The 25,419-nt window shown below is 63.6% G+C and carries 27 protein-coding genes; 11 read left to right on the top strand and 16 right to left on the bottom strand.

Translation table 11 applies throughout. The annotated features are described in order from the left end of the window. Positions 1-21: 21 nt before the first annotated feature. Positions 22-693 (top strand): hypothetical protein, encoded by a 672-nt coding sequence (locus tag GCT19_RS19590; RefSeq protein WP_152852855.1) that lies wholly within the window; start codon positions 22-24, stop codon positions 691-693. 72 nt (positions 694-765) lie between these two features. Here the strand turns inward: GCT19_RS19590 and GCT19_RS19585 are convergent, their stop codons facing one another. The 7 genes from GCT19_RS19585 to GCT19_RS19555 are packed head-to-tail and all read right to left on the bottom strand — an operon-like array spanning position 766 to position 6,319. Then, positions 766-3,861, bottom strand: coding sequence for a complex I subunit 5 family protein (locus GCT19_RS19585; protein WP_152852854.1), 3,096 nt, complete (start codon positions 3,859-3,861; stop codon positions 766-768). Next, positions 3,855-4,229 (bottom strand): sodium:proton antiporter, encoded by a 375-nt coding sequence (locus tag GCT19_RS19580; RefSeq protein ID WP_013093972.1) that lies wholly within the window; start codon positions 4,227-4,229, stop codon positions 3,855-3,857. Before GCT19_RS19580 ends, GCT19_RS19585 begins: the two co-directional genes overlap by 7 nt. A 14-nt stretch (positions 4,230-4,243) precedes the next feature. Continuing rightward, the gene (locus GCT19_RS19575; protein WP_152852853.1) at positions 4,244-4,948 is read right to left on the bottom strand and encodes a Na(+)/H(+) antiporter subunit B; all 705 of its coding nucleotides are present in this window, start codon (positions 4,946-4,948) and stop codon (positions 4,244-4,246) included. Beyond that, a complete protein-coding gene (mnhG, locus tag GCT19_RS19570; RefSeq protein WP_152852852.1) occupies positions 4,945-5,289 on the bottom strand; it encodes a monovalent cation/H(+) antiporter subunit G in 345 nt (114 codons plus the stop codon). The genes GCT19_RS19575 and mnhG overlap by 4 nt, the downstream gene beginning before the upstream one ends. A 3-nt stretch (positions 5,290-5,292) precedes the next feature. Further along, on the bottom strand, positions 5,293-5,535 hold the full coding sequence (locus tag GCT19_RS19565) for a hydrogenase subunit MbhD domain-containing protein (RefSeq protein ID WP_018433708.1): 243 nt from the start codon (positions 5,533-5,535) through the stop codon (positions 5,293-5,295). Positions 5,536-5,538: 3 nt separating this feature from the next. Next, positions 5,539-5,799, bottom strand: coding sequence for a monovalent cation/H+ antiporter complex subunit F (locus tag GCT19_RS19560; RefSeq protein ID WP_013093976.1), 261 nt, complete (start codon positions 5,797-5,799; stop codon positions 5,539-5,541). Then, positions 5,792-6,319 carry a Na+/H+ antiporter subunit E gene (locus GCT19_RS19555; RefSeq protein ID WP_321576833.1) on the bottom strand — a complete coding sequence of 176 codons (528 nt, stop codon included), beginning with the start codon at positions 6,317-6,319 and terminating at the stop codon, positions 5,792-5,794. The genes GCT19_RS19560 and GCT19_RS19555 overlap by 8 nt, the downstream gene beginning before the upstream one ends. A 238-nt stretch (positions 6,320-6,557) precedes the next feature. Between GCT19_RS19555 and GCT19_RS19550 the strand changes: the two genes are divergently transcribed. The 3 genes from GCT19_RS19550 to GCT19_RS19540 all read left to right on the top strand — a co-directional run bounded on the left by GCT19_RS19550 (position 6,558) and on the right by GCT19_RS19540 (position 8,396). Next, on the top strand, positions 6,558-7,340 hold the full coding sequence (locus GCT19_RS19550) for an ABC transporter substrate-binding protein (protein WP_152852851.1): 783 nt from the start codon (positions 6,558-6,560) through the stop codon (positions 7,338-7,340). Positions 7,341-7,549: 209 nt separating this feature from the next. After that, positions 7,550-7,876 (top strand): DUF190 domain-containing protein, encoded by a 327-nt coding sequence (locus GCT19_RS19545; RefSeq protein WP_018433711.1) that lies wholly within the window; start codon positions 7,550-7,552, stop codon positions 7,874-7,876. 235 nt (positions 7,877-8,111) lie between these two features. Continuing rightward, positions 8,112-8,396, top strand: a complete 285-nt coding sequence (locus GCT19_RS19540) for a hypothetical protein (RefSeq protein WP_152852850.1) — start codon at positions 8,112-8,114, stop codon at positions 8,394-8,396. Positions 8,397-8,425: 29 nt separating this feature from the next. Here the strand turns inward: GCT19_RS19540 and GCT19_RS19535 are convergent, their stop codons facing one another. From GCT19_RS19535 to GCT19_RS19520, 4 genes are all read right to left on the bottom strand, one after another. Then, positions 8,426-8,674, bottom strand: coding sequence for a hypothetical protein (locus GCT19_RS19535; protein WP_152852849.1), 249 nt, complete (start codon positions 8,672-8,674; stop codon positions 8,426-8,428). A gap of 120 nt (positions 8,675-8,794) precedes the next feature. Then, the gene (locus tag GCT19_RS19530) at positions 8,795-9,274 is read right to left on the bottom strand and encodes an SRPBCC family protein (RefSeq protein WP_152852848.1); all 480 of its coding nucleotides are present in this window, start codon (positions 9,272-9,274) and stop codon (positions 8,795-8,797) included. Next, positions 9,267-9,602 carry an ArsR/SmtB family transcription factor gene (locus GCT19_RS19525; RefSeq protein ID WP_013093983.1) on the bottom strand — a complete coding sequence of 112 codons (336 nt, stop codon included), beginning with the start codon at positions 9,600-9,602 and terminating at the stop codon, positions 9,267-9,269. The genes GCT19_RS19530 and GCT19_RS19525 overlap by 8 nt, the downstream gene beginning before the upstream one ends. 497 nt (positions 9,603-10,099) lie before the next feature. Next, the gene (locus tag GCT19_RS19520; RefSeq protein WP_152852847.1) at positions 10,100-10,423 is read right to left on the bottom strand and encodes a hypothetical protein; all 324 of its coding nucleotides are present in this window, start codon (positions 10,421-10,423) and stop codon (positions 10,100-10,102) included. A gap of 169 nt (positions 10,424-10,592) precedes the next feature. On the opposite strand from GCT19_RS19520, the gene GCT19_RS19515 reads away from it, so the two are divergent. Next, positions 10,593-11,462 carry an RNA polymerase sigma factor gene (locus GCT19_RS19515; RefSeq protein ID WP_227749291.1) on the top strand — a complete coding sequence of 290 codons (870 nt, stop codon included), beginning with the start codon at positions 10,593-10,595 and terminating at the stop codon, positions 11,460-11,462. Positions 11,463-11,581: 119 nt separating this feature from the next. Beyond that, positions 11,582-12,157: a cysteine hydrolase family protein gene (locus tag GCT19_RS19510; protein ID WP_152852845.1), complete on the top strand. Its 576-nt coding sequence runs from the start codon at positions 11,582-11,584 to the stop codon at positions 12,155-12,157. A gap of 359 nt (positions 12,158-12,516) precedes the next feature. Here GCT19_RS19510 and GCT19_RS19505 read toward each other — a convergent pair whose 3' ends face one another. The 5 genes from GCT19_RS19505 to GCT19_RS19485 form a co-directional block, all read right to left on the bottom strand. Then, on the bottom strand, positions 12,517-13,638 hold the full coding sequence (locus GCT19_RS19505; RefSeq protein ID WP_193727423.1) for a LacI family DNA-binding transcriptional regulator: 1,122 nt from the start codon (positions 13,636-13,638) through the stop codon (positions 12,517-12,519). A 65-nt stretch (positions 13,639-13,703) separates the two neighbouring features. Beyond that, the gene (locus GCT19_RS19500; protein WP_152852844.1) at positions 13,704-14,663 is read right to left on the bottom strand and encodes a dihydrodipicolinate synthase family protein; all 960 of its coding nucleotides are present in this window, start codon (positions 14,661-14,663) and stop codon (positions 13,704-13,706) included. Between the two features lie 38 nt (positions 14,664-14,701). Next, complete coding sequence (locus GCT19_RS19495) at positions 14,702-16,021, bottom strand: MFS transporter (RefSeq protein WP_152852843.1); 1,320 nt, start codon at positions 16,019-16,021, stop codon at positions 14,702-14,704. Between the two features lie 53 nt (positions 16,022-16,074). Then, entirely contained in the window at positions 16,075-16,989 is a 915-nt protein-coding gene (gene rbsK, locus GCT19_RS19490; RefSeq protein ID WP_184131839.1) for a ribokinase, read from the bottom strand. Positions 16,990-17,181: 192 nt separating this feature from the next. Then, on the bottom strand, positions 17,182-17,901 hold the full coding sequence (locus GCT19_RS19485; RefSeq protein WP_152852841.1) for a TetR/AcrR family transcriptional regulator: 720 nt from the start codon (positions 17,899-17,901) through the stop codon (positions 17,182-17,184). A 344-nt stretch (positions 17,902-18,245) separates the two neighbouring features. On the opposite strand from GCT19_RS19485, the gene GCT19_RS19480 reads away from it, so the two are divergent. From GCT19_RS19480 to hydA, 5 genes are all read left to right on the top strand, one after another. Then, entirely contained in the window at positions 18,246-19,511 is a 1,266-nt protein-coding gene (locus GCT19_RS19480) for a Zn-dependent hydrolase (RefSeq protein ID WP_018433723.1), read from the top strand. A 126-nt stretch (positions 19,512-19,637) separates the two neighbouring features. Then, positions 19,638-21,020 carry an NAD(P)-dependent oxidoreductase gene (locus tag GCT19_RS19475; protein ID WP_152852840.1) on the top strand — a complete coding sequence of 461 codons (1,383 nt, stop codon included), beginning with the start codon at positions 19,638-19,640 and terminating at the stop codon, positions 21,018-21,020. A 48-nt stretch (positions 21,021-21,068) separates the two neighbouring features. Beyond that, the gene (gene preA, locus GCT19_RS19470) at positions 21,069-22,349 is read left to right on the top strand and encodes an NAD-dependent dihydropyrimidine dehydrogenase subunit PreA (RefSeq protein WP_152852839.1); all 1,281 of its coding nucleotides are present in this window, start codon (positions 21,069-21,071) and stop codon (positions 22,347-22,349) included. Positions 22,350-22,403: 54 nt separating this feature from the next. Continuing rightward, a complete protein-coding gene (locus GCT19_RS19465; RefSeq protein WP_018433726.1) occupies positions 22,404-23,906 on the top strand; it encodes an NCS1 family nucleobase:cation symporter-1 in 1,503 nt (500 codons plus the stop codon). A 42-nt stretch (positions 23,907-23,948) separates the two neighbouring features. Further along, positions 23,949-25,406 carry a dihydropyrimidinase gene (gene hydA / locus GCT19_RS19460; protein ID WP_152852838.1) on the top strand — a complete coding sequence of 486 codons (1,458 nt, stop codon included), beginning with the start codon at positions 23,949-23,951 and terminating at the stop codon, positions 25,404-25,406. Positions 25,407-25,419 lie beyond the last annotated feature (13 nt).

Below are 25,419 nucleotides of genomic sequence, written 5' to 3'. Positions count from 1 at the left end.
TGAATACTTGAACTATCCACGATGATGCATTTTTCGAATGCGGTGCGCGGCACTGCCATTGCGGTTTCCCTGACGGCGTCGTTCTTTTTGGGCGGTTGCCAGAACAAGGCCGAACCTTCCGCGGAGAACTTCACCAACACCATCACGCACTACCTCGCCGACCGCGGCCACCTGTGCGTGGCGAAATACGATTGGCCCATCCACGTGGCCGATCAGGACGCCGTGGTCACGCATTCCCGCGATGCGCTGCAATTGCCGGTGATGGAAAAGCTGGGGCTCGTCAAGAGCACCGCGATGATGGTCGAACGCACTGGCGAGGACGGGGCCAAGATCGAGGCGCCGGGACGGGAGTATGTGCTGACCGACGAAGGCAAGAAGTTCTACCTGCACAATCCGGTGGTGGTGGCGACGCCCGGGAAGACGGTCACGCACGACGCCGATCTGTGCGTGGCCACGCTGTCCTTGGACAAGGTGGTGGGCTGGGAGCCGCCCCTGACTCGCGACGGCGAGACCAGGACCTCGGTGCTCTACACCTATAAGATCGACCCGGCGCCTTTCGCCAAGACTTCCGAGTTCCAGCGAGTGTTCCCGATGGTGGCGCGTGTGATCGAGGGCGCCGGCACCATGCAGCTGCGCGAGGGCGTGCGCCTGACCAAGGAAGGGTGGGTAGCGGAAGAATATTTCGTTCGCTGATCGTTGACTAGGTCGCGTGGAACCTGATGCGCGGCGGCCCCCCGTGCCGCCGCGCCAGGATCACCCGCACGCTTATGGCGTCCCCGCTGGACCCAATCCCGTACTCGCGAAATAGATCACGAGAAAATACAGCAGCACGTAGAGCGCGTAGGTCTGCCCGTTGCCGGTATAGACGCGCCGTATCCGTGCCGCCGCCGCGAGCGCGATATGCGATAGGCCGCGCCAGAAAATCTGCGCGACCGGCGGCACGGTGCGGCTCAGCATCGGCCGGTAGAAGTGGTAAAAGTCCGGGGCGTTGCGCGCGTTGCCGCGGCGGCTGCGGTAGTACAGCGCAGCGAGTCCGAATACGATCGCGGTGACGATCAGCACGACGATCACGACCGGCGTCGGATTCCAGAACCCGTAGATGCTTTCGAGCGACATGCCGCCCCATACCAGCGTCGCCGCGAACTGCGGATCGATCGCGGCGGACACCGGTCCGAGCAACACCTTCGGAAAGAACGACAGGATCGCGATACCGATCACGAACAGGAATTGCGGCACCAGCAGCATCACCGGCGCTTCGCGTACCTGCGGCCGCTGCGGCGGGCGCGGCTCGAGGAAGACGCCGTTCAACAGCCGCAGCATGTACAGAAAGCCGGCGCAGGTCGCGAGCAGTCCGCATACGGCGAGCCCGTACCAGCCCTTGTCGGTCATTGCGCTCAACAGCAGCCATTTGCCGCCGAAGCCCATCAGAGGGGGCAGGCCCGACATCGACACGAGCGCGATCACGACCATCGCGAACGTCAGCGGCATCTCGCGCGCGAGGCCGCCCACATTGGCGAAGTTGCGCGTGCCGGTGCGCAAGATCACACCCGCGAGCGCGAGGAACAGAATGCCTTTCACGAACATGTGATTGGCGACCAGGTACAGCGCGGTGACCCAGCCGAGATGACTCATCAAGCCGATCGCGGTGACGATATAGCCGGTCTGGCTCATGCTCGACAGCGCGAGCATGCGTTTGAAGTCGTTCTGCCGCAATGCCATCAGCGCGCCGAACAGCGCCGTCAGCATGCCGATCCATGTCATCACGTGCGCGAGTTCGAGGCCGACCTCCGAGCGTATCGTCAGGTAGGTGCCGATCAGCAGGCCGAACATCGCGACCTTGCTGACCACCGCCGACAGCATCGCGGTCACGTCGTCTTCCGCTTCGGTGTAGGCGCCCGGCAGCCATACGTGCACGCCGATCGCGCCCGCCTTGATCAGAAAGCCGGCCGCGAGCAGCACGAACGCGTAGTTCGCTTCCGGTCCCGAATGGATCAGCGCTGATAGCGCGATGGTGTCGTCGATCGCTGCCACGTTGGCGAAGCCCGCCAGCAGGAAGAACGCCGCCAGCAGCGAAAACAGCAGGAAGGTCAGCACGTGCGGACCCGCCCGCCGGCACTTCGCGATCAGGAAGCACGACGACAGCGTGATGATCTCCCAGCTATAGAAGAATTCGAGCGACGTCGACGAGCGCAGCAGCGCCGGAATCGACAGCGACAGCACGACGAGCATCGGATAGAAGCCGGGGCGCACATCGTCGCGATAGAGACTCGCCGCGGCGATCACGAGGCTGCCCGCGAGCAGCAGCCAGGCGAACAGCCCGGCGATTCCGCCCGAGCCCTCGCAGAGCAGACTGCCGATCAGTCCAATCGCGATCACCGCGAGCACGCCTTTCACGCGCCCCGGCAGACGATCGGCCGCATAGAACAGCGCGCCTGCCGCCAGCGGCGAGAAGATCCACGCCGACGCGACACCCGAGAACACGGCCGCCATATAGGCTGCCGCGATCAGCAGCACGGCGGCGCAGAACAGCGGCAACAGCGCGGCGAGGTTCGGGTGCGCCTTGGCCTCGACGTCGGACGGAGCCAGCGCGCGCACGAACCAGTGGAACATATAACCGGCTTCGAGCAGCGAGCCGGTCAGGATCAACACGATCCAGTACGGCTTGCCGGCCGCGGTCAAACGCATCACGAGTTCCCACTTCGCCCAGAAGCCGGGGAACGGCGGCAGCCCCGCAATCGCGACGAGGAAGAGGCCGAGCAGGCCGATCAGCAACGGGCTGCGCGACAGGATCGCGCGTGCATCGTCGCCATGCCGCCGTAGCACGCCGTTCAGCCAGAACAGCCCCGCCTTCGCGAACAGATGGTTGATGAAGAGGCCGCCGACGACGAGCGGGATCGATGCGTCCGCGCCGACCTGGCGCAACAACGCGAGCGACAGCATCAATAGCGCCATTTGCCCGATCGACGAATAGCCCAGCACGCGCTGCGGTTTCGTCTGCTTGATCGCGAGCAGGTTCGAGAACAGGAACGTGACGCCGCCCGACACCGCGAGCAGCGTCAGCTGGCCGTCGAATAGCGGCAGCAATTTCAGCAGCGCGAAGAACACGCCCGCCGACACGCCGACCGATACCAGCGCGGCGACGCCGCTCGGCGCGGTCTCGTAGACGTCGAGCCCCCAGCCGTTGGCTGGAAACGGCTTCAGCTCGATGACGAGACTCGCGAACACGAGCAGGATCGCGGCCGTGCCGACCGGGCCGCCGATCTGCTCGCGCAGCGACAGCAATTCGTCGATGTTCAGCGTGCCGCTCACGTAGTAGAGCAGCACCGCCCCGAGCAGGAACAGGGTCGACGCGATCACGGTCGCCAGGATGTACTTGAATGCGGCGGCGAGCGCGGCGGGCGTGCGCTCGAGCCCGAACAGGCCGTATGTGGCGATCGACACGATCTCGAGAAACACGAACAGGTTGAACAGGTCGCGGGTCATCACCATGCCGTCGATGCCCATCACCAGAATCAGGTACAGCAGCAGCGCCGCGTAGTTGCCGCGCAGGCGGTCCCACAGATGCAAGGCGCCGAGCAGCGCGACCACGTTGACGCTGAACGTGAAGAAGCCTTCCCACAGGCCAAAGCGCAGATTGATCGATACCGGCGGCAGCGCGCCCGCGGTCAGCACCTCGATCGTGTCGCCGCCGTCGAGCAGGCCATAGAACGACACACCGGAGACCAGCACGATCCCGCACAGCGCGATGAAAAAACCGAGTGTGAGCCACGGCTTGCCGAGCCGATACAGCAGCGGAATGACGAAGCCGCCGCCGAGCCCGAGAATGAAGATCTGCAACGGATGAAACAGCGCGGCTACCATTTCGACTCGGTGAAGGCGTCGATGGACAGCGTCTTTTTGGCCGCGTAAAGACGGATCGCGAACGACAGCATGATGGCGGTGACCGATAGCCCGATCACGATCGCCGTGACGACGAGCGCCGATGGAATCGGATCGATCGCGCGATGCGCGGCGGCGGATTTGCTGAGCGCCGCGTCGATGATCGGCGCGGTGCCGCCCGTGATGTAGCCGGTCGCAACCATCACGATGTGCAGGCCCGTGTCGATCACCGCGAAGCCGATGATGATGCGCAGGATGTTGCGGTGGGTCAGCATGCCCCACAGGCCGATCAAGGAAAGGCAGAAGCCCGTGATCAACAGGATCTTCGAAACCGGGATGCCCGTGCTCATGCGCTCTCCTTCGTTCAGCCTCTGAACCGGTCGATGATGACGCTAAGCTCCGCGCCGACCTTGACCCCGAGCAGCGTGGAAATCAGCGGGATCGCGCCGGCGCTGAACAACGCACCGAACTGGCCACGCGGCAGAAAGCGCGCGTCGAGAAAACCGCCCGCGAGCACGAGGCCCAGAATGCCGATGCAAACATAGAGCACGCCCGCGAGCGATTCGACGACGCTCAGCAGCGCGACGTTCAGCGTCGAGCGGGGCCGCGCGAGCAGCATCAGCATCACCGCGGACGCGACGATCGCGCCGCCCTGGAAGCCGCCGCCCGCCGACAGATGGCCGTTGACGATCACGTAGCCGCCGAACGTGAAGATCATCGGCAGCAGCACCTGCTTGCCGGTATGTACGATTTCGCCGGCGGGCCGGCGCGCAAGCGCGGCTTCGTCCGCCGCAGCGGTGGGAGTCGCGTTGCTTGCCTCTTTCAGCAGCACGCCGACGCTCGCCGCGACCATGAACAGCACCGCGACTTCGCCGAGCGTGTCGAAGCCGCGAAACGTGATCAGGATGCCGGTCACGATGTTCGGCGCGCCGAGTTCGAGCGGCCCTCTGACGACGTAATACCAGGCGAGCGGGCGCAGCCCCTGCAACTCCGTATAGCCGCCGACGATTCGCCAGAACACGACCGCGAACAGCAGCACCGTCAGCAGCGCGAACACGCGGCGCATCATGATTCGGCCTTCCCGGCGGTGCGCGCGTCTTCGTCCGCGAGCGCGTCGGTGATCGTGGACGGGGTCATCGGCGTGCGGACCAGCCAGGCGGCGCGCGATAGCGCATGCGAGGACACCGGGTTGGTCACGAGCACGAAGTAGATCAGCAGGATCAGACGGAAGGTCCAGCTCGGGTGGTAGAACGCGAGGCCGATCAGCACGAGCATGTTGCCGAGCGTCGACGCCTTGGTGCCGGCCTGAATGCGCGTATAGGCATCCGGCATGCGCAGCAGCCCGAGGCCGGCCGAGAACAGAAAGACGGCGCCCAATAAGATGAACACGCTGCCGATCAGTTCGAACATGCGCTAGCCCTTCTGATAACCGGTTTTGCGGATCGCGTACAGGAAGACGAAGGTCGTGAGTCCGGAGCCGATCGCGGCTTCGGCCATCGCGACGTCGGGCGCGGCGAGCAGCAGGAAGGCGACCGCCGCGAACAGGCTCGCGAGTCCTGAACTCACCATCGCGGCCAGCAGATTTTTCAGGCAGACGGCCAGTACGCCGCTCACGAGGATGCTCGCGCACATCAGCAGCAGGAGCAGTTCGAGCATCGCTCACAGCCCCCTTTCGAGAAAACGCGCAATCGCGAGCACCGCGAGAAAGCTCAGCAGGGCATACACGAGTGCGACATCGATATAGACGAAACGACCGGAGACCTGCGCGTACAGCGCGATCAGCGACAGCGAGATGACCGTCAGCACGTCGATCGCGACGATGCGGTCGACGAGTGTTCTGCCGATCACGAGACGGATCACGCCGAACAGGATCGCGAACAAGATCAGCACGCCGGCGATCCGGAGCATGATCTCAGCCAAAGACTTTCTCCAGATGCTTTTCGAACGGTGCGACGAGTGTCCTGGTCGCTTCGTCGATATCTGTCGTCTTCACGTCGAGCCAATGAATGAAAAGTATGTCGTCCCGGATATCCATCACGAGCGAGCCCGGCGTGAGCGCAATCGAATTGGCGAGCGCGAGACGGCCGAGTGGTGTCTGGAGCCGCGTGCGAACTCTGACGATGCCAGGCTTGATGTCGATACGCGGCGAGTACACCAGCGCCATCACATGCAGATTGGCGCGTACTAGCTCGACGATGAAGGTCACGCTATACGCGGCAAAGTGATACGGCGCGGCTGGAGTTAGACGTAGGCGCTGCCATGCTTCGCTCGACGAAACGAAGACACGCGCGATAACGAAGGTAATGACGAGACCGACGAGGGCGGGTTCGACCGCGAGCGATGCATTCGCGACCATCCAGATGACGAACAGGACGACCCAGAGGCCGGGCATTCCCCGAGGAACCAACGACGACACCGGTTTTCCGTTGTTCGAAGCCACGTCATCGGTTCCTATGGAGGCCGTGCGGAAAATTCTAAGTGACAATTTATGGCAAATCAAACCCGGCGCCGATGTCCGCCGAAGCCTGATGCAAGTCTATGCGGAGCCCGCATGAATTGATTTTTTTAATGAATTTGTGCGGATGGCCGGAACACGGTCGAATGTCGGGTTTCTCGCGGCCCGCGCATTGCGCTGTGCCGCCTGTTTGAATTCATCGAAAAACCGATAAGGAGCAACAATGAAAGCCATGCTGGCCACCCTGACGATTGCGCTGCTGGCCGTATCGTCCGCAAGTGCAATCGCCAAGGAATGGTCGACCGTGCGGTTCGGGGTCGACGCGAGCTATCCGCCGTTCGAATCGAAAGCCGCCGACGGCAAGCTCGTCGGCTTCGATATCGATCTCGGCAATGAGATTTGCCGCCGGCTCAACGCGAAATGCGTGTGGATCGAGAATTCGTTCGACGGCATGATTCCCGCGCTCAAAGGCCGCAAATTCGACGGCGTGCTGTCGACGATGTCGATGACGCCCGCGCGTCAGGCGCAGATCGGGTTCTCGTCGAAGGTGTTCCGCATTCCGACGCGTCTCGTCGCGAAGAAAGGCTCGCCGATCGAGCCGACGCCGGAAGCGCTGAAGGGCAAGCGCATCGGCGTCGAGCAGGGCTCGATTCAGGAAACCTACGCGAAGACGTATTGGGAGCCGGCCGGCGCGGTGATCGTGCCGTATCAGGATCAGGATCTGGTGTATTCGGATCTGCTTGCCGGCCGTATCGACGCGTCATTGCAGAACGCGGTGCAAGCCGATATCGGCTTTTTGCGCACCTCGCGCGGCAAGGACTTCGGATTTGCCGGCAATCCGCTTTACGACGCGAAAACGCTCGGCAGCGGCACGGCAATTGGATTGCGCAAAGACGATACCGATCTGCAGGAAAAGATCGACAAAGCGATTGCCGATATCCGCGCCGATGGCACTTACGACCGCATTGCGAAAAAGTATTTCGATTTCGACGTGTACGGTCAGTGAGCCGGGACCGCGCGGCGCGTGGCCAGCTTCGACCTGGCACTCGCGCGGCCCGACATCTAGACTTGTGTCATGACCTTCCTGAGCCGTCATGTGGCGAGCCGGTACGCCCGAATCGGTTACGACCGGCGCTTCACGCGGCGCTGCAGGTTTCCGCTTACAAAAGTAAGCGGGCAGGGGGGCTGTCCGACCCGCATGGGGGAGGCACTGACATGCAGGGCTTTCAGATCACGTTCTTCACGCAGCAGGGGCGCAGCCACCATGGCAAGCCGCTTGCCGACTGGCTCGTGCGTCTCGCGAGCGAACTCGGTCTGCGCGGCGCGACCGTGATTCCGGCTTGCGAAGGCATCGGCCATCATCATCGCATTCATTCCGCGCACTTCTTCGAGCTTGCCGATCAGCCGTTGTCCGTCGTGATGGCGGTGACGAGCGACGAAGCCGATCGGCTGTTCGATCGTCTGCGTGCTGAGGGTTTGCATCTGTTCTACGTGAAAACGACGGCCGAGTTCGGCGTCGTTGGAGAGGACGACGGGGCTTGAACGCCCCGCTCTCGATGACGAGTCCCGCGCCTCATTCGTCTGGGCGCCGAAGTCCGCCGCCATGTTCTTATCGGCGCGTGCTTGCAGCTTGCCGCTGCGGCACGCGTGGCGGAATGTCTCGCAGATTTTCTCGACCTGGTCCGCGTACGCGCGCAAGCACCCAGCCGCACATCGCTGCGATGGGCATGTCGAATGCTTCGCTACAAGAGCCGAATCATCCGAGGGAGAGCGAATCATGCGACAGGTTGCGACAAACATGCTGATCGCGCTATCGGCCGTTGCGTTGATGGCAGGCGCATCCGGCTGCAAGCGGTCGGCCGAGAACGGCCGCATGTCGACGGGCCAGGTGAGCAGCGGTGTGATGAGCAATTCGGCGAGCCCGCGTGGCACACCGGGCGATAGCGACGCGGCGAATCGCGCGAACGCGGAGGCGGGCGCCGCAGCGAGCGCATCGCCCGCCGCGAGCGTAGCTGCGCCGGTCCACAGCACGCCGGCGAGCGCGGCGTCCGCGACGCAATAAGCGTCGCTCAGACGGGGTGGATAGCTGGACTATTCGTCCAACGGGTCGGGGTCGCCCAATGCGGAGTCGATCGCGCGCTGGGCATCGTCGACGGCCTCGCCGATCGCGGGCCTGCCGCGCAGCGCGGAGCGCGCGCGACGCGGAGCGGTCCAGGATTCGACGTCGCGAGCATCGGTATCGGTGCGATCGATTCGCGTGGTGATCGACGAACCGCCGGCCGGGTCGTCCTCGACGAGCACGGTGATCGTGAAGCCGCGGTGGACATGAACTTCCTGCATCGGCGGTGCTCCTTGGCTGGTTCGCTTTCGGAGCAGCATGCGCCGTTCCATGCGCGCAGGAACTCGTGCTTTTATCGATTATTCTCATCGGAGGCCCGCTTCAATCTTATGCCCCCCGCTTCATGCCTTCCCGGCATGACTGCCGCCATTGGCCGGATAAGCCTCCTGCAACGCAATCGAGCCGGTCTCCAGCAGCGATTTGAGGTTGGACATGATCTTCGGCCAGCCGCCCGACACCGCCTCGATGAACTTCGACTGATCGCGCTCGATCGTGTGCGTGAGCGTCAGCTTGACAGCCGTTCCGCTCGGTTCCAGCTCCATCGTGCAGCGTGAATCGCCTTCGGCCTGCAGTTCTGGCCGCTTCTGATGCCGCCAGCGAATCACGAGGCGCCGCGGCGGCACAGCCTCGATGATCTCGCCGGCGTCGAAAGTCTCCCCCGCGCTCGACACGAGTTTCCACGACGAACCCGCCGTCCATTCGCTATCGCAGTGCATGCCGAACCAGTACTGCTTGATGAACTCGGCGTCGGTGAGCGCCGACCACAACTGTTCCGGCGTGGTGCGGATATAGGTCACGTAGACGAATGTCGATCTAGTCATTGCCTTTCTCCAGGCGTCGTTTCAGGGTAGAGAGCGCCTTCAGGCGCGGCTTTTCGAACTTGGCAATCCAGCGCTCGTAGATCTGCTGCAGCGGCACCGGATTGAGGAAGTGCAATTTTTCGCGCCCGCTGCGTACGGTAACGACGAGGTTCGCCGCTTCCAGCAGGCCCAGATGCTGCGTCACGCCTTGCCGCGTCATGTCGAGGTGCTCGCACAGGTCGTTCAGGGTCTGGCCGTCGTGCGCGTGCAGCACGTCCAGCAGCTTGCGCCGGCTCGGATCGGCGAGGGCTTTGAATAGCAGGTCTGTGTCGTCGGGGCGTTCGGCCATGAACGGCTATAGGCAAGTGATCTGTTGCATTTACTATAGGCAAGAGAATGCTTGCATGTCAAGGAGAGTGAGGAAGCCTCGTAGGTCCCGTTATCGGCGCACAACAAAGCCTGCGGGAGCGCCGAAAACCCCGCTCAGAGACAAAAAAGTCTGCGGCAAGCGCGAAATTTGCGCCAGATGTTTGTGAAACAACGGAGTGCCCGCAGCGACCAGTATTCATTGCGTTGCTCAGCGGCCCCGTCGAGTGAGCGCTGTACTTGTCGTGCGCTGTCGACTAGACCATCGACGGGCAGTGAGCTGACCGCTTTCTGCAGCTCCGTGCGACTGAAGAAACTGCCGCTTCAAGAGCTAGCAAGGTCGCATCGACGTATGGTTCACACGAACATCTCCGAAGCTTTCATATCGGCTGGCGGCTTCAATGAATAGAGATTTCAGAACCGCAAGCAACGGCTTGTAGAGTCGCGGCGCCCAAAGGTATCCGAAGCGCATCCTCCGATTCAACGTCCGGCCGAATCGTCTGGCAAACCGTACGAGTCCAGTAAGTCGACGCCCAATCGCAAAACTTCGACGGGCGCTTCCAGGCGTTCCGTGAGACCTTTCTGGTATGCCTTGAAGGCAGGAAGCTCGGTGACGGCTGCCGAATCGTCAGCGGCGAGATTCACGAAGAGGTGAATGAATTCACGGCCGTTTCTGAACAGCGCATAGGCGGTGTGTTCGGGCGCCGTATTCCGGAGGCTATCGAACACAGCCCGCGACAGCGCTTCGTTTTCCGCGGTTTGTTCGGGTTTGATGGTGTAGCGCACCAGTGTCAGTCGTTGCATGATTTCTTCCTTTCACGGGTATCGGCGCCGGTGTGGTCCGATAACCGTAAAGACGACGGCGACAAGCTAAAGGATGCGCGCGAAAAAAAATTTTTCCGGACCGCATCCTTTGGGTGCGCGGGAACGTCTATTCGATATCGGGGTGCGGGATCAACCGGAGGATTCGGCTTTGGATGCGAATGAACTCACTCAACTGATGGCGGCGATGCGCCCGCGTCTGCATCGGTATTGCACGCGCATGATGGGCTCGGCTTTCGATGGAGAAGACGTCGTTCAGGAGACGCTGTCCAATGCGGTCGCGGCCTGTTCGGCAGCCGGCGAGATTTTGCACCCGGAAAGCTGGTTGCTGGCCATTGCTCATCACGCGGCGCTGGATGCACTGCGCCGCCGCAAGCGACAAGGCCACCAGGAGTCCGACGAGGCGCTGGCGAATCTGACGGACCACGGCGCCCATGCCGATGCGAGAGTGGCGGCGACCGCGAGTCTCGCGATGTTTCTGCATCTGTCCGTCGTTCAGCGCTCTTGCGTGGTGCTTGCGGATGTACTTGGCTATTCGCTGACGGAAACGGCAGCGATCCTGAGTGTCAGCGTTCCATCAGTCAAGGCCGCGCTGCACCGGGGGCGCGTTCGGCTCAGGGAACTGGTCGGCGTACCCGACGCCGCGCTACCGCGCCTCGCCGAAGCCGACCTCGAGCGGCTGCGCGCTTACGCAGAGCGTTTCAACGCTCGCGACTTCGACGCGTTACGCGATCTGCTCGCCGAAGAAGTCCGTCTCGACCTCGTGAGTCGAGCGCGTCTGGCGGGCCGCAAAGACGTCTCGATCTACTTCACGCGGTATGCGGAGTCGACCGGCTGTTCGCTGTCATTGGGCTGGGCCGAGCATCGCCCGGTGCTGCTGGCTACCGATCCGGTAGTGGCCGACGCGGGCGTGGCATATGTCATCCTGCTGGATTGGACCGACGACGACCGTATCATCGCGATCCGCGACTTCCGGTTCGCGCCTTACGTGATGGAAAGTCTCACGGTGCAGCGACTGTGATCGGCAAGGCGAGGCGGCGGCGCTAGCACTGTTGCGATAGGTACGACTGTCCGGTGAGTGCCGCATTCTGGGCAGGAGATCCCGCTAAGATACATTCTTTCTTCAAGAGATCTCTGCTCATGACTACGTTAGCTGGTCGCCCTAACACCGCCCTGCTCGTGATCGATCTTCAGAACGCAGTCGTTGCGAACGCATATCGACGCAATGAAGTGCTCGACGCGGTCAACGTGCTCATCGAGCGGGCACGCACTGCGCGCGTTCCAGTAGTTTGGATTCAGCACACCGACGACGACCTCACGGAGGGCAGCGAAGCGTGGCAAATTGTTGCCGAACTCGTTCCGGCGCCAGGGGAGGCGATTGTCGAAAAGAGTTATCGCGACGCGTTCGAAGACACCGATCTGGAGCAGGTGCTGTCGAGGCTCGGCGTTGGTCAGCTCATTGTGACCGGTGCGCAGACGGACATGTGCGTTCGATCAACGCTCCATGGTGCACTCGCGCGCGGCTATGACGCGACGCTGGTCGGCGATGCCCATACGACAGAGGACATGACGCAAAGAGGCGCGCCGTCACCAGATGCGGTGATCAGCCATACCAATATGTACTGGAGCAATCAAAGGGCGCCGGGTCGCTTGGGCGGGGTCATCGAGAGTAAGGAGGTTGATTTTGCGCGCTCTGACTTACGCGCTGACTCGTGATGATGAGAGCGTGACCAGTCTCCGAATCGTCCGAACCCTCAGGCGTTGTGGGCACCTGGACAAATGACGAATATGCCCTGGACTGATTCAAACCGGTCTGGAGCGTGCCATGGCAACCTTCCCCCAAGGCTTTTATATTAGTTTGGTCGCTCCGATTGGCGGTTCCCTCGAGTTCACCACCGATCCGTTCGACCCAGGCCCAAATCAGCATCTTTGCGGAGCCACCTGCGAATGAAGGTATCGGTTTCAGCTTTGGCGCGACCTCGGCGTAAAGCAATAAAAACCCTGCTTCGCCGGTAATGCCGTTCGGTCAAGCACTGAACTGCATTCTTGCCACCCGCAAGCGCACACGAAAATCATCATCCTTTGCCAGCCGAATCGTGACACGGCCCTGTTGACCCGCGTACTTTCAGCACCGCTGGCACCGTATATCCTTGCCGCGTCGCGTGGCCGTCTAGCGCATCGAGCAGATGCCTCGCGGCCACCGTGCCGATCTCGCGTGTGTCCACGTACATCGTCGTAAGGGGCGGGCGCGCTTCGCGTGCGATCGCGAGATCGTCGAAGCCGGTGACGGAAAGTTGCTCGGGAATGGCGATACCCAACTCTTCCGCCTCCCGCAACACGCCAAGCGCAATATGATCGTTGCCGCAGATGATCGCTGTCGGACGCGGCCCGGGCTGTTGCCAGAGCGCGCGCAACGCCCGCCGCCCAAAATCGAGCGTGGATTCACCTTCAACGAGATGCTCCGGCCGCACCGCGAGGCCATGACGCTCGAGCGCGATGCGAATGCCCGCGAGCCGCGCCTGCACCCGGTCGTTGTCGCGCGTCGGCTGGATGCAGACCGCGAACGACCGGTGCCCGAGCGCGACGAGATGTTCGGTGATCTCCTCATACGCGGCGCGGTGGTCAACGCCGATGCAATCGTGCGGACTGCCTTTGCGCCATGCATAAAGCACGACGTACGGCACACGCCAGACGCGAAGCGCCTCAAACAGCTCCGGCGGATGCGCTTCGCCGACTACCGCGATCGCCTCCACGCCACGCGCGAGCATCGCTTGAACCTGGGAGAGCGCCTCCTTGGGATCGTAGTTCGAGCAGCCGAGAAAAAGCGTGATGCCGCGCGCGGCGAACGCGGCCTGCATGCCGCTCACCTGCGAGGCGAACACCTGATCATCGAGCGTCGGAATGACGATGCCCGCGATGTGGCTGCGCGTCGATGCGAGCGCGCGCCCGGCCGCATTCGGAAACCAGTTCAGCTCCAGCGCGGCCTGCTCGACGCGCTCGCGCACGCTGTCCGATACTTTGCCGGGCTCGTTGTACACGCGCGATACCGTCGCCGTGGACACGCCCGCGCGCTTTGCCACATCGGACAGGACCGTGCGCCCCGTGCCGCGGCGGGAGCGCGCACCGGCCGACCGAGCGGCCGGCGGCCGTTCTTCTTCGAGAGCAGAGGCAGGGGCGGAGGCGGAAGAGCGAGGCATCGAGTTTCAGGTTTCGTACAGGGAGCCCGTCATCTTACTCGCGGCGCGATACAACGGCGCATCGGTCAGGCCCCGGCTGCGATGCGCGAGCGGAAATGCTCGGTACCATCGACGATCTTGTCGAGCACCGCGTCGAGCGCCCAGAAGCGTTCGCGCACGTCGTAGTCGATCGCGCGGCAGCGAATGGACTGGAACGTGCCGATCCGCTGGTGATACATCTTCGCGAGCGCCGGATAGCCGAGCGCCTCCGACACCGCCGCAAGTACGAGAAAAGTCGAAAGCTCGTGTGCGAGCGCCGGATTCTCGTCGGCGCGGTTGCGCAACCAGTTGTACAGGTCCGGATGAAAGTTCGTGAACACACCGTTGAAACCGGCCGAGCCGGCTTTCATCGCGTCCCACGCAATCGCGGCATTCGCGTTCAGGATCTTCATGGGCGAGCCCTTCGCCAGCGCGACGCGGCGCTTCACGGTGTCGAGATCGCAGCTCACGTCCTTCAGCATCACGAAGCGGCCGGTATCGATGCACATCTTGAGCTCGTCGTCGGACAGCAGGCGCCGGTAAGGAGCGGGGCACTCGTACAGCCCCAATGGAATGTCGGAAGGAAGGCGGCTCATCAGGCGACGCAGGTTCGCCGTGAACGCTTCGGTGCCTTCGCGGCGCGGATCGAGCCGGTTCGTCACCAGCACGATGCCGTCCGCGCCCGTTGCCGCGGCCGCGTTCAGCTCCTGGGCCTGGGCGTCGGGATCGTCGCTGATATGGCCCGAGACCACCACCGGCACGCGGCCGGCCACGCGCTCGACCACGAAGCGGCCGAGCGCGGCGCGTTCGTCGAGGCTCAGGAATTGCATTTCGCTCGACTGGGCGACCGCGAAGAGCGCGTCCGAGCCATGCGCGAGATACCACTCGATCAGTCGTTCGAGCCCGGCATAGTCGATGGTCCCGGCGTCGTCGAAAGGCGTCAGCATCACGGGCACGATGCCTTCGATCGAGCGCGTCGAGCGCGGCAGGGAAGTGGGGAGGGTCATGTCGGTGTTGTCCTCTTGAGAATTGAAAATGACGCTTCTCAGGCGTGAGCGCGAGCCGGCGTACCCGGTTCGGTCTCGAACTCGATCGGCTTGCGCACGAGGAAGAGATAGCTCATTGCGCCGACGAAGGCAATTCCCGCGGCCGTCAGCAAAGCCGGCACGAAGGACCACGCCTGCGCGATGTAGCCCGTGAGAATGGGCGCGAGTGCGCCGCCGAGAAAGCCGCCGAAGTTCTGGATGGCGCCGAGCGAGCCGACACGGTTGGCCGGTGCGGCTGCGGTTGCCAGTGCCCATGAGCTGGCTGATGCTGCATTGGCGAGAAAGATCACGACCGAGATGCAGACGATGGCGATCGTATTGCTTTCGACGAGTGCGGCCGGCACGGTGAACGCCACCATGCCGAGCATCGCGATGACGACCGCGTTGCGCCTGCTCGCCACCGGCGAGGCGCTCCTCTTCGTGATGAGGTCGGAGAACCAGCCTGCGCAGAGCGCGCCGAGAAAGCCGCAGAAGAACGGCACCGAGGCCGCGATTCCCGTGTGCATCAGAGTCATGTGGCGCTCTGTCGTCAGGTAGCCGGGCAGCCAGGTCAGATAAACCCAGTTCAGATAGACCGAGCCGAAGAAGCCGATCAGCATCCCCCAGGTCGTGACGTTCGAGAACAGCGCGCGCCAGTCGGCGAAGCTGAGCTGCTCGGCAGGCTTCGTCTCCACGGCGTCGCCTTTGAGGTAGTGCAGTTCCTCTGCAGTGAGCGCAGAGGGGTTTGGATCACGATAGATAGCGAGCCAGATCACCGCAACCACGAGACCGAGCGCGCCGGTAACGATGAAGGCCCAGCGCCAGTGAAATTCCACGACGAGCACCGACAGGCACAGCGGTGCGAGCGCCGTGCCGAGCGGCGACGCTGAATTGAAGATGCCGGTCGGCTTGCCTCGCGCACGCAGCGGAAACCAGTTGCTCACGACGCGCGCCGCCGACGGAAACTGCGGCGACTCGCCGATGCCGAGCACGATGCGCGCGACGACGAACCAGCCGAAGGTGGACACGATGCCGCCCGCGGCCTGCGCGAGCGACCAGATGATCAGGCCGACTCCGAGCAGCCTGCGCGGTCCGATGCGATCGACGAGGCCGCCGACCGGCAGTTGGAAGAGCGCGTAGCTCCAGGAGAATGCCGACAGCAGCAGCCCCATTTCGCCGAGCGACAGACCGAGATCCTTGCGGATCAGTGGATTGGCGACCGCGAGCGTGCCCCGGTCGAGATAGTTCACGATGCCGCTCACCATCAGCAGCGTCAGCGCCACGATCTGGGCGCGGCGCACGCGCGGAGGTGCCTGCTCGGACACGGGGGTTGGGTTCATGCTGTCGTCTCCATGTTGTGTTGTGGATAGGCTGCGATCCCGCGCAGCCGGGTCTATCGAACCGTTGCCGGGAACGCGGGTTGCGCTCGCACTTCGGCCTGGGTCGGAATGGATGCCTGCGCGCCTTCACGCGTGACGCTGAGCGCCGCGGCTCGCTGAGCGAAATCGATCGCGTCGCGGATGCTCGCGCCGCGCACCCGCTCAGCCGCGAAGCCGCCGACGAAGGTATCGCCGGCCGCCGTGGTGTCGATCGCATCGACGCGTAGCGCGGGCAGGTGGCCTTCCTCTCCAGTCGTCGCATACCAGACGCCCTCGGCGCCGAGCGTGACGATCACCGTCTCCACGCCTTTCGCGCGCAGACGCGTCGCAGCCTCGCGCGCGGAAGCGGGACTATCGACGGCAACGTCTGTCAGCAACGCCGCTTCCGATTCATTGAGGATGAGAAAGCTCGTCTGTTCGTAAAGTGCGTCTGGAAGGGCCTGCGCCGGGGCGGGATTCAGCAGCACCGGGGTGCCGAACCTTGCCGCGAGCGAAATTGCGTGCGCCACGGCATCGAGCGGCACTTCGAGCTGGCAAATCAGCATGCCGGCCGCAGCGATGCCGGCAGCCGCGGCGTCGACGTGATCGGGCATGAGCGCCGCGTTGGCGCCGGGCGAAACGACGATCGTGTTCGCACCGTCCGCGGCCACGGTGATGACCGCGATGCCGCTCGACGTGTCATCCACCGTGTGCAAATGCGCCGTGTCGATGTGTTCGTGCTGAAGGCCGTCGCGGAGCTGCGCGCCGAATTCGTCGCGGCCGACACAGCCGAGCATGGCCACCGAGGCGCCGAGACGCGCCGCCGCGACCGCCTGATTGGCGCCCTTGCCGCCAGCGAATGTCGCGAACGCGCCACCGAGCAGGGTTTCGCCGCGCGCCGGAAGTCGCTCCGCATGGACGACGAGATCCATGTTCGCACTGCCGACCACGACAATCCGGCCCGAGGAATGCTCGTCCGGAGTTCGAATGTTAGCGCTTACATTTTCTCGTACTTTTGACGGTGACATGTCTTAACTAGGGGATATTGCTGATTGCTGGACGTGTTAGCGCTTACATTAACGCGCAAAACAGCGCCCGGGGCAACGGAAAAATGACGTCATCAGGGAAACTCCCTAAACGAGTCAGCGGACCGGCGATCGCGCTCCGCTCGCCCGCAGGATCATGCTGACCACTTCTTCCGTCGTAGCTTCGAAGCGCTTCGTCGAGAGTGCGCGCTTGCCCGAGAGCGCGCATATCTGAGCCTCGAAATCGGCGTAGTGCTGCGTGGTCGCCCAGATCATGAAGAGGAGCGTCCGAGGGTCGACGGGCGCGAGCAACCCTTTGGCTATCCATCGCTCGATCAGCGTCACCCGGGTGTCCATCCACGGCTTCACGCGTTCGAGCAGGATCTCCTGCATATGCAGCGCCCCGCCGATGATTTCGTTGGCCCACACCTTCGAGCCAAGTGGGCGGCGCCTTGACAGGGCCATCTTGGCGCGCACGTAGCCGCCGATCGCCTCGACCGGATCGTCGCTTGCATCGAACAGGTTGGCGGCGGCGTTCCATTCCTCGAACACATCGTCGAGTACCCGCCAGTACAGCGCCAGTTTGGTCGGGAAGTAATAGTGCAGATTCGCCTTCGGTAAGCCCGCGCGCTCTGCGATCAGCGCCGTGCTCGCGCCTTCGAAGCCGCGTTCGGCGAACACGGCTTCGGCGCAGGCGAGTAGATGGGATTCGTTCGACGCACGAATGGAGGCTTTGCGCCGATGTGGCTTGTGCGATGTGTCGGCGGCGCGTTGCGCCTGCGCGGTGCCGCGCGTCGCGAGGGGCGCGGGCCGCGTGGTGGGTTCGTCGTCGCGCATGGTATTCGGTCCATTTGGAAGAGAAGGGGAGCGCGGCGGCCGCGCGCATGCCGGCTTCATTGTAGCCATGATGCAAGCGCGTCGCGTATTCACTGGCAGCGGAGAAAAGCACAGTACGGGCGCCTGGTTTTTCGCGCACTGCAGCATCAATGGCACGCTTCTCGCTCGTAACTCCGCATTGAATTCACGAAGTTTCTCGTCTAAAACCTGTCCAATCGGACAGGATTCGAAGGGTTGGGTTTCAGGGGCCGCGCAGTGCCATCGAGACGTGCACCGTCGTGTCTCTTCGCGCCCCACACGATGGCATGCATGCACGTTTGAGAAGCACGGACAGGAGAACACGCATGAACGCAGTAAGCGAAGCCGCGCTGACGACCGCGATCCACGTGAACGGCCAGCGCTTGTGGGACAGCCTGATGGAGATGGCCAGGATTGGCGCCACGCCCAAAGGCGGCGTATGCCGTCTCGCGCTGACCGATCTCGACAAGCAGGGCCGCGATCTCATCGTGCAATGGGCGAAAGAGGCGCGCTGCACGGTCAGTGTCGATCAGATGGGCAACGTGTTCATGCGCCGCGCGGGACGCAACAACGAGCTGCCACCCGTGATGACCGGCTCGCACGCCGACTCGCAGCCGACGGGTGGGCGCTTCGACGGTATCTATGGGGTGCTTGGCGGCCTCGAAGTGATTCGCTCGCTGAACGACTACGGCATCGAAACCGAGCGGCCTGTTGAAACGGTGATCTGGACCAACGAAGAGGGCTCGCGCTTCGCGCCGGCGATGGTCGCCTCCGGCGTATTTGCCGGCGTGTTCACGCTCGAGTACGGGCTTTCGCGCAAGGACGTCGACGGCAAGACCATCGGCGAGGAATTGCAGCGGATCGGCTACGCGGGCGCGTTGCCGTGCGGTGGCCGCAAGATTCACGCGGCGTTCGAACTGCACATCGAACAGGGGCCGATACTCGAGGCCGAACACAGGACGATCGGCGTGGTCACCGACGCGCAAGGTCAGCGCTGGTACGAAGTCGTGCTCACGGGTCAGGAGGCGCACGCCGGGCCTACGCCCATGCCGCGCCGCCGCGACGCGCTGCTGGGCGCCTCGCGCGTCGTGCAGCTCGTCAACGAAATCGGCTTGCGTCACGCGCCGCTCGCGTGCGCGACGGTCGGCATGATGCAGGTGCATCCGAACTCGCGCAACGTGATTCCGGGCCGCGTGTTCTTCACCATCGATTTTCGCCATCCGCAGGACGAGGTGCTGGCGCAGATGAACGCCGAGCTGCGCGAAGGCATCGCGAAGATCGCGGAACAGGGCAAGCTCGAAGCCGACGTCGAGCAGATTTTCTATTACGCGCCCGTGCCGTTCGACGAGGCATGCGTGAAGTCCGTGCGCGCGGCGGCCGAGCGCTTCGGCTATTCGAATCGCGACATCGTTTCGGGTGCAGGTCACGACGCGTGCTATCTCGCGACGGTCGCGCCGACCTCGATGGTGTTCGTACCGTGCATCGACGGCATCAGCCATAACGAAGTCGAGGACGCGACGATCGAATGGATCGAAGCCGGCGCGAACGTGTTGCTGCACGCCATGCTCGAACGCGCGAGCGAGCCCGGTTGACTCACAACGATCGAACGCAAGCGGTCTCAGCGCCGCGCTGTCTTTCCAACGATTCCCCACGTACCGGCCGTGCGCCTCACGCATACGGCCGGCGGACTCGTGTTTTGCCTCGCAAGGAGCATCCGGATGTCCCCGACCACCTCGAATGCCGCCAACGGCATCGCGCCAGGCCGTCTCAGTGCCGAGCAACTGGGCTGCAATTTCGCCGACGTCGCGCCGCCGCTTTCCGCGAACGCGGCCGTGATCGCCGCCGACCGCTGTCATTACTGTTACGACGCGCCTTGCGTGAACGCATGCCCCACGGGCATCGACATTCCCGGTTTCATCCGCAAGATCGGCAACGGCAATCTCAAGGGCGCGGCGCGCGATATCCTCGGCGCGAACCCGCTGGGCGGCATGTGCGCGCGCGTGTGCCCGACCGAGATTCTCTGCGAAGGCGCCTGCGTGAGAAATCATCAGGATGGCGAGCCCGTTCAGATCGGCGCGCTGCAACGTCATGCCACCGACTTCCAGATGGCGCGCGAAGCCGCCGGTGCCCCCGCGCTATTCAAGCGTGCCAGCGAAACGGGCCGTCGTGTTGCCGTGGTCGGCGCGGGTCCCGCCGGTCTTGCCTGCGCGCACACGCTCGCGCTCGCCGGGCATCGCGTGAGCGTCTTCGATGCGGGCAAACATCCGGGTGGCCTGAACGAGTACGGCATCGCGGCGTACAAGACGGTCGACGGCTATGCACAGCGCGAAGTGCGGTGGCTTCTTTCCGTTGGCGGGATAGAGCTGCGCCAGGGCCAGCGACTGGGGCACGACGTGACGCTAACGGAACTACGCGCGGCGTATGACGCGGTGTTCATCGGCGTGGGCCTTGGCGGCACGCATAAGCTCTGCATTGAAGGCGAACTGCTCGACGGCGTGCTCGATGCGGTGGATTTCATCGCGCGCGTGCGCGAGGCCGACGATCTTTCCAGCGTGCCCGTGGGTCGCCAGGTGGTGGTGCTCGGAGGCGGCAATACGGCAATCGACGCGGCCGTGCAAAGCCGCAAGCTGGGCGCGCAGCAGGTGACGCTCGCTTACCGTCGCGGCGCGGCGCAGATGAGTGCCACCGGGGCCGAACAGGAATTTGCGCGCAGCCAGGGCGTGGTGTTGGCCGAGTGGATGAAACCGCTGCGTATCGTTGGCGACACGCAATTGCGGGCCGTGGAGTTCGAGCGTACCCAGCTCGATATGAGCGGCGCACTGCGCGGCACGGGCGAGCTCGTGCGCGTGGAGGCCGATATGGTGCTGAAGGCAATTGGCCAAACGCTCTTACCCGAAGGCCTCGACGGGTTGCAGCTCACCGAAGGCGGACGCGTCGCGGTGGATGCGAACGGCGCCACCTCCGTTGCGGGCGTTTTCGCGGGCGGCGACTGTGCCGGCCACGGCGCCACCGATCTGACCGTCCAGGCCGTGCAGGACGGCAAGCTCGCCGCGCACGCGATCGACCGCTTTCTGGCGAATCAGTCTGCCAGGGCCGCCTGAGCCGCCCGATCGCCACACCGAATCCAGATAAAACCAAGGAGTCGCATCATGGCCGACTTGCGCTGCACGATTGCCGGCATTCAATCACCCAACCCGTTCTGGCTCGCCTCGGCACCGCCCACCGACAAGGCCTATAACGTCAACCGCGCCTTCGAGGCGGGGTGGGGCGGCGTGGTCTGGAAAACGCTCGGGCTCGACCCGCACGTGGTGAACGTGAGTTCGCGCTATGGCGCCACCACCTGGCGTGGCCAGCGCATCGCAGGGCTGAACAACATCGAGCTCATCACCGACCGGCCGCTCGACGTGAACCTCCAGGAAATCGCGCAGGTGAAGCGGGACTGGCCCGACCGGGCGCTCATCGTCTCGCTGATGGTCCCCTGCAACGAGCACGACTGGAAGTGGATTCTGCCCCAGGTGGAAGATACCGGCGCGGACGCCGTGGAGCTCAACTTCGGCTGTCCGCACGGCATGAGCGAGCGCGGCATGGGCGCAGCGGTGGGGCAGGTGCCTGAATACATCGAAATGGTCACGCGCTGGGTGAAAGAAGGCACGCGGCTGCCTTGCCTCGTGAAGCTGACACCGAACGTCACCGACATTCGTCACGGCGCACGCGCGGCGATGAAGGGTGGTGCGGACGGCGTCTCGCTCATCAACACCATCAATTCGATCGTCGGTGTCGATCTCGATCTGATGGCGCCGCTGCCCACCGTGGATGGCAAGGGCACGCATGGCGGCTATTGCGGTCCTGCCGCGAAGCCCATTGCGCTGCACATGGTCGCGGAGATCGCGCGCGACCCGCAAACGCACGGCTTGCCCATCTCCGGCATCGGGGGCATTTCAGACTGGCGCGACGCCGCGGAATTCATCGTGCTGGGAGCGGGCAGCGTGCAGGTATGCACCGCGGCGATGCACTACGGTTTCAGGATCGTCAGCGACATGATCGACGGCCTTTCCAACTGGATGGACGACAAAGGCTACGCGAGCCTCGACGCGATTCGCGGCCGCGCGGTGCCGAACGTCACCGACTGGCAATACCTGAACCTCAACTACGACATCAAGGCACGTATCGATCAGGACCGCTGCATCCAGTGCGGGCTCTGCCATATCGCCTGCGAAGACACCTCGCATCAGGCCATCACCGCCACGCGCGACGGCAAGCGCCACTTCGAGGTGGTCGATGCGAACTGCGTCGGGTGCAATCTGTGCATGCATGTCTGCCCGGTCGACCAATGCATCACGATGGGGCGTGTCGATTCGGGCGAGCGCTACGAGAACTGGACCACGCACCCGAACAACCCGGCGCGTGTCGCCGATCCGAAAGCCGCCTGACACTTTCAAGCCGAATTGAGCCAGACCCACGACAAGCGACGGAGAACCCACAACATGAGCCAGCCCTTTGCAGTCGACGCCAACGCGCGCCGAGCCGAAAGCGAGCTATACAACGATGACCTCGCGCCCACCGGCGCCGCGCAGCGTACATGGCACTGGTATCACTTCGCGGCACTCTGGGTGGGCATGGTGATGAACATCGCCTCCTACATGCTCGCCGCCGGTCTCACCGAGCAGGGCATGTCGCCGTGGCAATCCGTCATCACGGTGCTGCTCGGCAATCTGATCGTGCTCGTGCCGATGCTGCTGATCGGTCATGCGGGTACCAGGTACGGGATTCCTTATGCGGTGCTGGTGCGAGCGTCCTTCGGCACTCAGGGCGCGAAGCTGCCCGCGATGCTGCGTGCCGTCGTGGCGTGCGGCTGGTACGGCATTCAATCATGGCTTGGCGGCAGCGCCATCTATACGCTCGTCAACATCCTCACGCACAACGCGCTGGTGGGCGATGCGCTGCCGTTTCTCGGCATCTCGATCGGGCAGGCCAGCTGCTTTCTCATCTTCTGGGTGTTGCAGCTGTACTTCATCCTGCACGGCACCGATTCGATCCGCTGGCTCGAAAGCTGGTCCGCGCCCATCAAGGTCGTGATGTGCGCGGTGCTCGTGTGGTGGGCCTGTTCGAGGGCCGGCGGCGTAGGCTCGATGCTTTCGCAATCGTCACAGTTCGTTGCTGGCGGCAAAAAGGCGGGCCTGTTCTGGGCGACTTTCTGGCCGAGCCTCACGGCCATGGTGGGTTTCTGGGCCACGCTCGCGCTCAACATTCCCGACTTCACGCGCTTCGCAAAAACGCAAAAGGACCAGCTCGTGGGTCAGGCGATTGGCCTGCCCATTCCGATGGCGTTGCTCTCGGTGGTCTCCGTGGTGGTGACTTCGGCAACGGTCGTGATCTACGGAAAAGCGATCTGGGACCCGATCGACCTCACGAGTCGCATGGAGGGCGTCGGCGTGGGCATCGCGCTCGTCATCCTCACGCTCGACACGATGTGCTGCAATCTGGCCGCGAATCTGGTCGGGCCGGCCTACGATTTTTCGAGCCTGTGGCCCAAGGGCATCTCGTACAAGGCGGGTGGCCTGATCACCGCGGCCATCGCCATCGGGATGATGCCGTGGAAGATTCTTGCCACCACGCAGGGCTACATCTTCACCTGGCTCGTCGGCTATTCGGCACTGCTTGGGCCGGTGGCCGGCATCCTGATAGTCGACTACTTCCTGGTTCGCCGCACACGCCTCGACACGGCCCAACTATTCGAAGAAGACGGCGAATACGCGTACTCGAACGGCTGGAATCCGGCGGCGGTCATCGCGCTGCTCGCGGGCGTGCTGCCGAATCTGCCTGGCTTTCTCAACATCGCTTTCCCGAACGCGTTTCCCGGCGTGCCCGATGCGTTCAAAAGCATATACACCTATGCGTGGTTCGTTGGGCTCGCTATCGCGGCGGTCGTCTACGGCGCACTGATGAAACTCGGCAAGAGCCGGCGTGCGACCGTTGCGAGCGCGTGAGCGTTTCGAGCGTGAATGTTCAACTGAAGGAGACCTGGCATCATGGCGATCCTGATTCGAGGCGGCACCGTCGTTAATGCAGACCAGAGCTGGCGTGCGGACGTGCTCTGCGAAAACGGCGTAATTCAGAGCGTTGGGGAGAACCTCGACGCGCCTGCGGGCGCAACCGTAGTCGACGCCGGTGGCCAATACGTGATGCCTGGCGGCATCGATCCGCACACGCATATGGAACTGCCCTTCATGGGCACGACCGCCAGCGACGACTTCTACACGGGCACCGCGGCGGGGCTTGCGGGCGGCACGACATCGATCATCGACTTCGTGATTCCCAACCCGAAGCAGGCGCTGATGGACGCCTTTCGCGAGTGGCGCGGCTGGGCCGAAAAAGCTGCCTCCGACTACGGCTTTCACGTGGCGGTGACGTGGTGGGATGAAAGCGTGCATCGGGACATGGGGCTGCTCGTGAACGAGCATGGCGTATCGAGCTTCAAGCACTTCATGGCCTACAAGAATGCCATCATGGCAGACGACGAGATTCTCGTGAACAGCTTTGCGCGCTCACTCGAACTGGGCGCGCTGCCCACCGTGCATGCGGAAAACGGCGAACTCGTGTTCCAGTTGCAACGCCAGTTGCTGGCACGCGGTTTCACGGGTCCCGAGGCGCACCCGCTTTCACGGCCGCCCGAAGTCGAAGGCGAGGCAGCGAATCGCGCGATCCGCATCGCGCAGGTGCTCGATGTGCCGGTGTACATCGTGCATGTCTCGGCGAAAGACGCACTCGAGGCGATCGCGCGCGCGCGCAGCGAAGGGCAGCGCGTATTCGGCGAAGTGCTGGCGGGGCATCTCGTGATCGATGAGTCGGTTTATCGCGACCCGGACTGGACGCGCGCCGCCGCCCACGTGATGAGTCCGCCGTTCCGTAGCCAGGCGCATCGCGACGCGCTCTGGCGCGGGCTTCAGGGCGGCCTGCTGCACACCACCGCAACCGACCACTGCGTGTTCTGCGCTTCGCAGAAAGCCATGGGCCGCCATGATTTCACGAGAATTCCGAATGGCTGCGGCGGCGTGGAAGATCGCATGGCGGTGTTGTGGGATCAAGGTGTGAACACCGGCCGGCTCACGCCGAACGAGTTCGTGCGCGTCACCTCCACCAATGCGGCGCAAATCTTCAACCTCTACCCGCGCAAGGGCACGGTGGCCGTCGGTGCCGACGCCGATCTCGTCGTATGGGATCCCGAGGCCACGCGCACGATCTCGGTCAAAACGCATCATCAGAACGTGGACTTCAACGTGTTCGAAGGGATGACGGTTCGTGGCGTGCCAACACACACCGTCTCACAAGGCGAACTCGTGTGGGCGGATGGTGACCTGCGCGCGCGGCGCGGCGCCGGGCGTTACCTGAAGCGGCCCGCGAATCCCGGTTATCTGCAGGCGTCGCGCCTCGCGAGGAGCCTGAAGCAGACGCAGCCGGTGCATCGCGAAGGTGACGCGCCACGATAGACACGGCAATGTC

Origin of the sequence: Paraburkholderia atlantica, from assembly GCF_009362785.1 — a bacterium.
Taxonomy (GTDB): Bacteria; Pseudomonadota; Gammaproteobacteria; order Burkholderiales; family Burkholderiaceae; genus Paraburkholderia; species Paraburkholderia atlantica.
The sequence above is the reverse complement of the archived record's forward strand: the minus strand, read 5'-3'. Positions and strand labels throughout refer to the sequence as shown.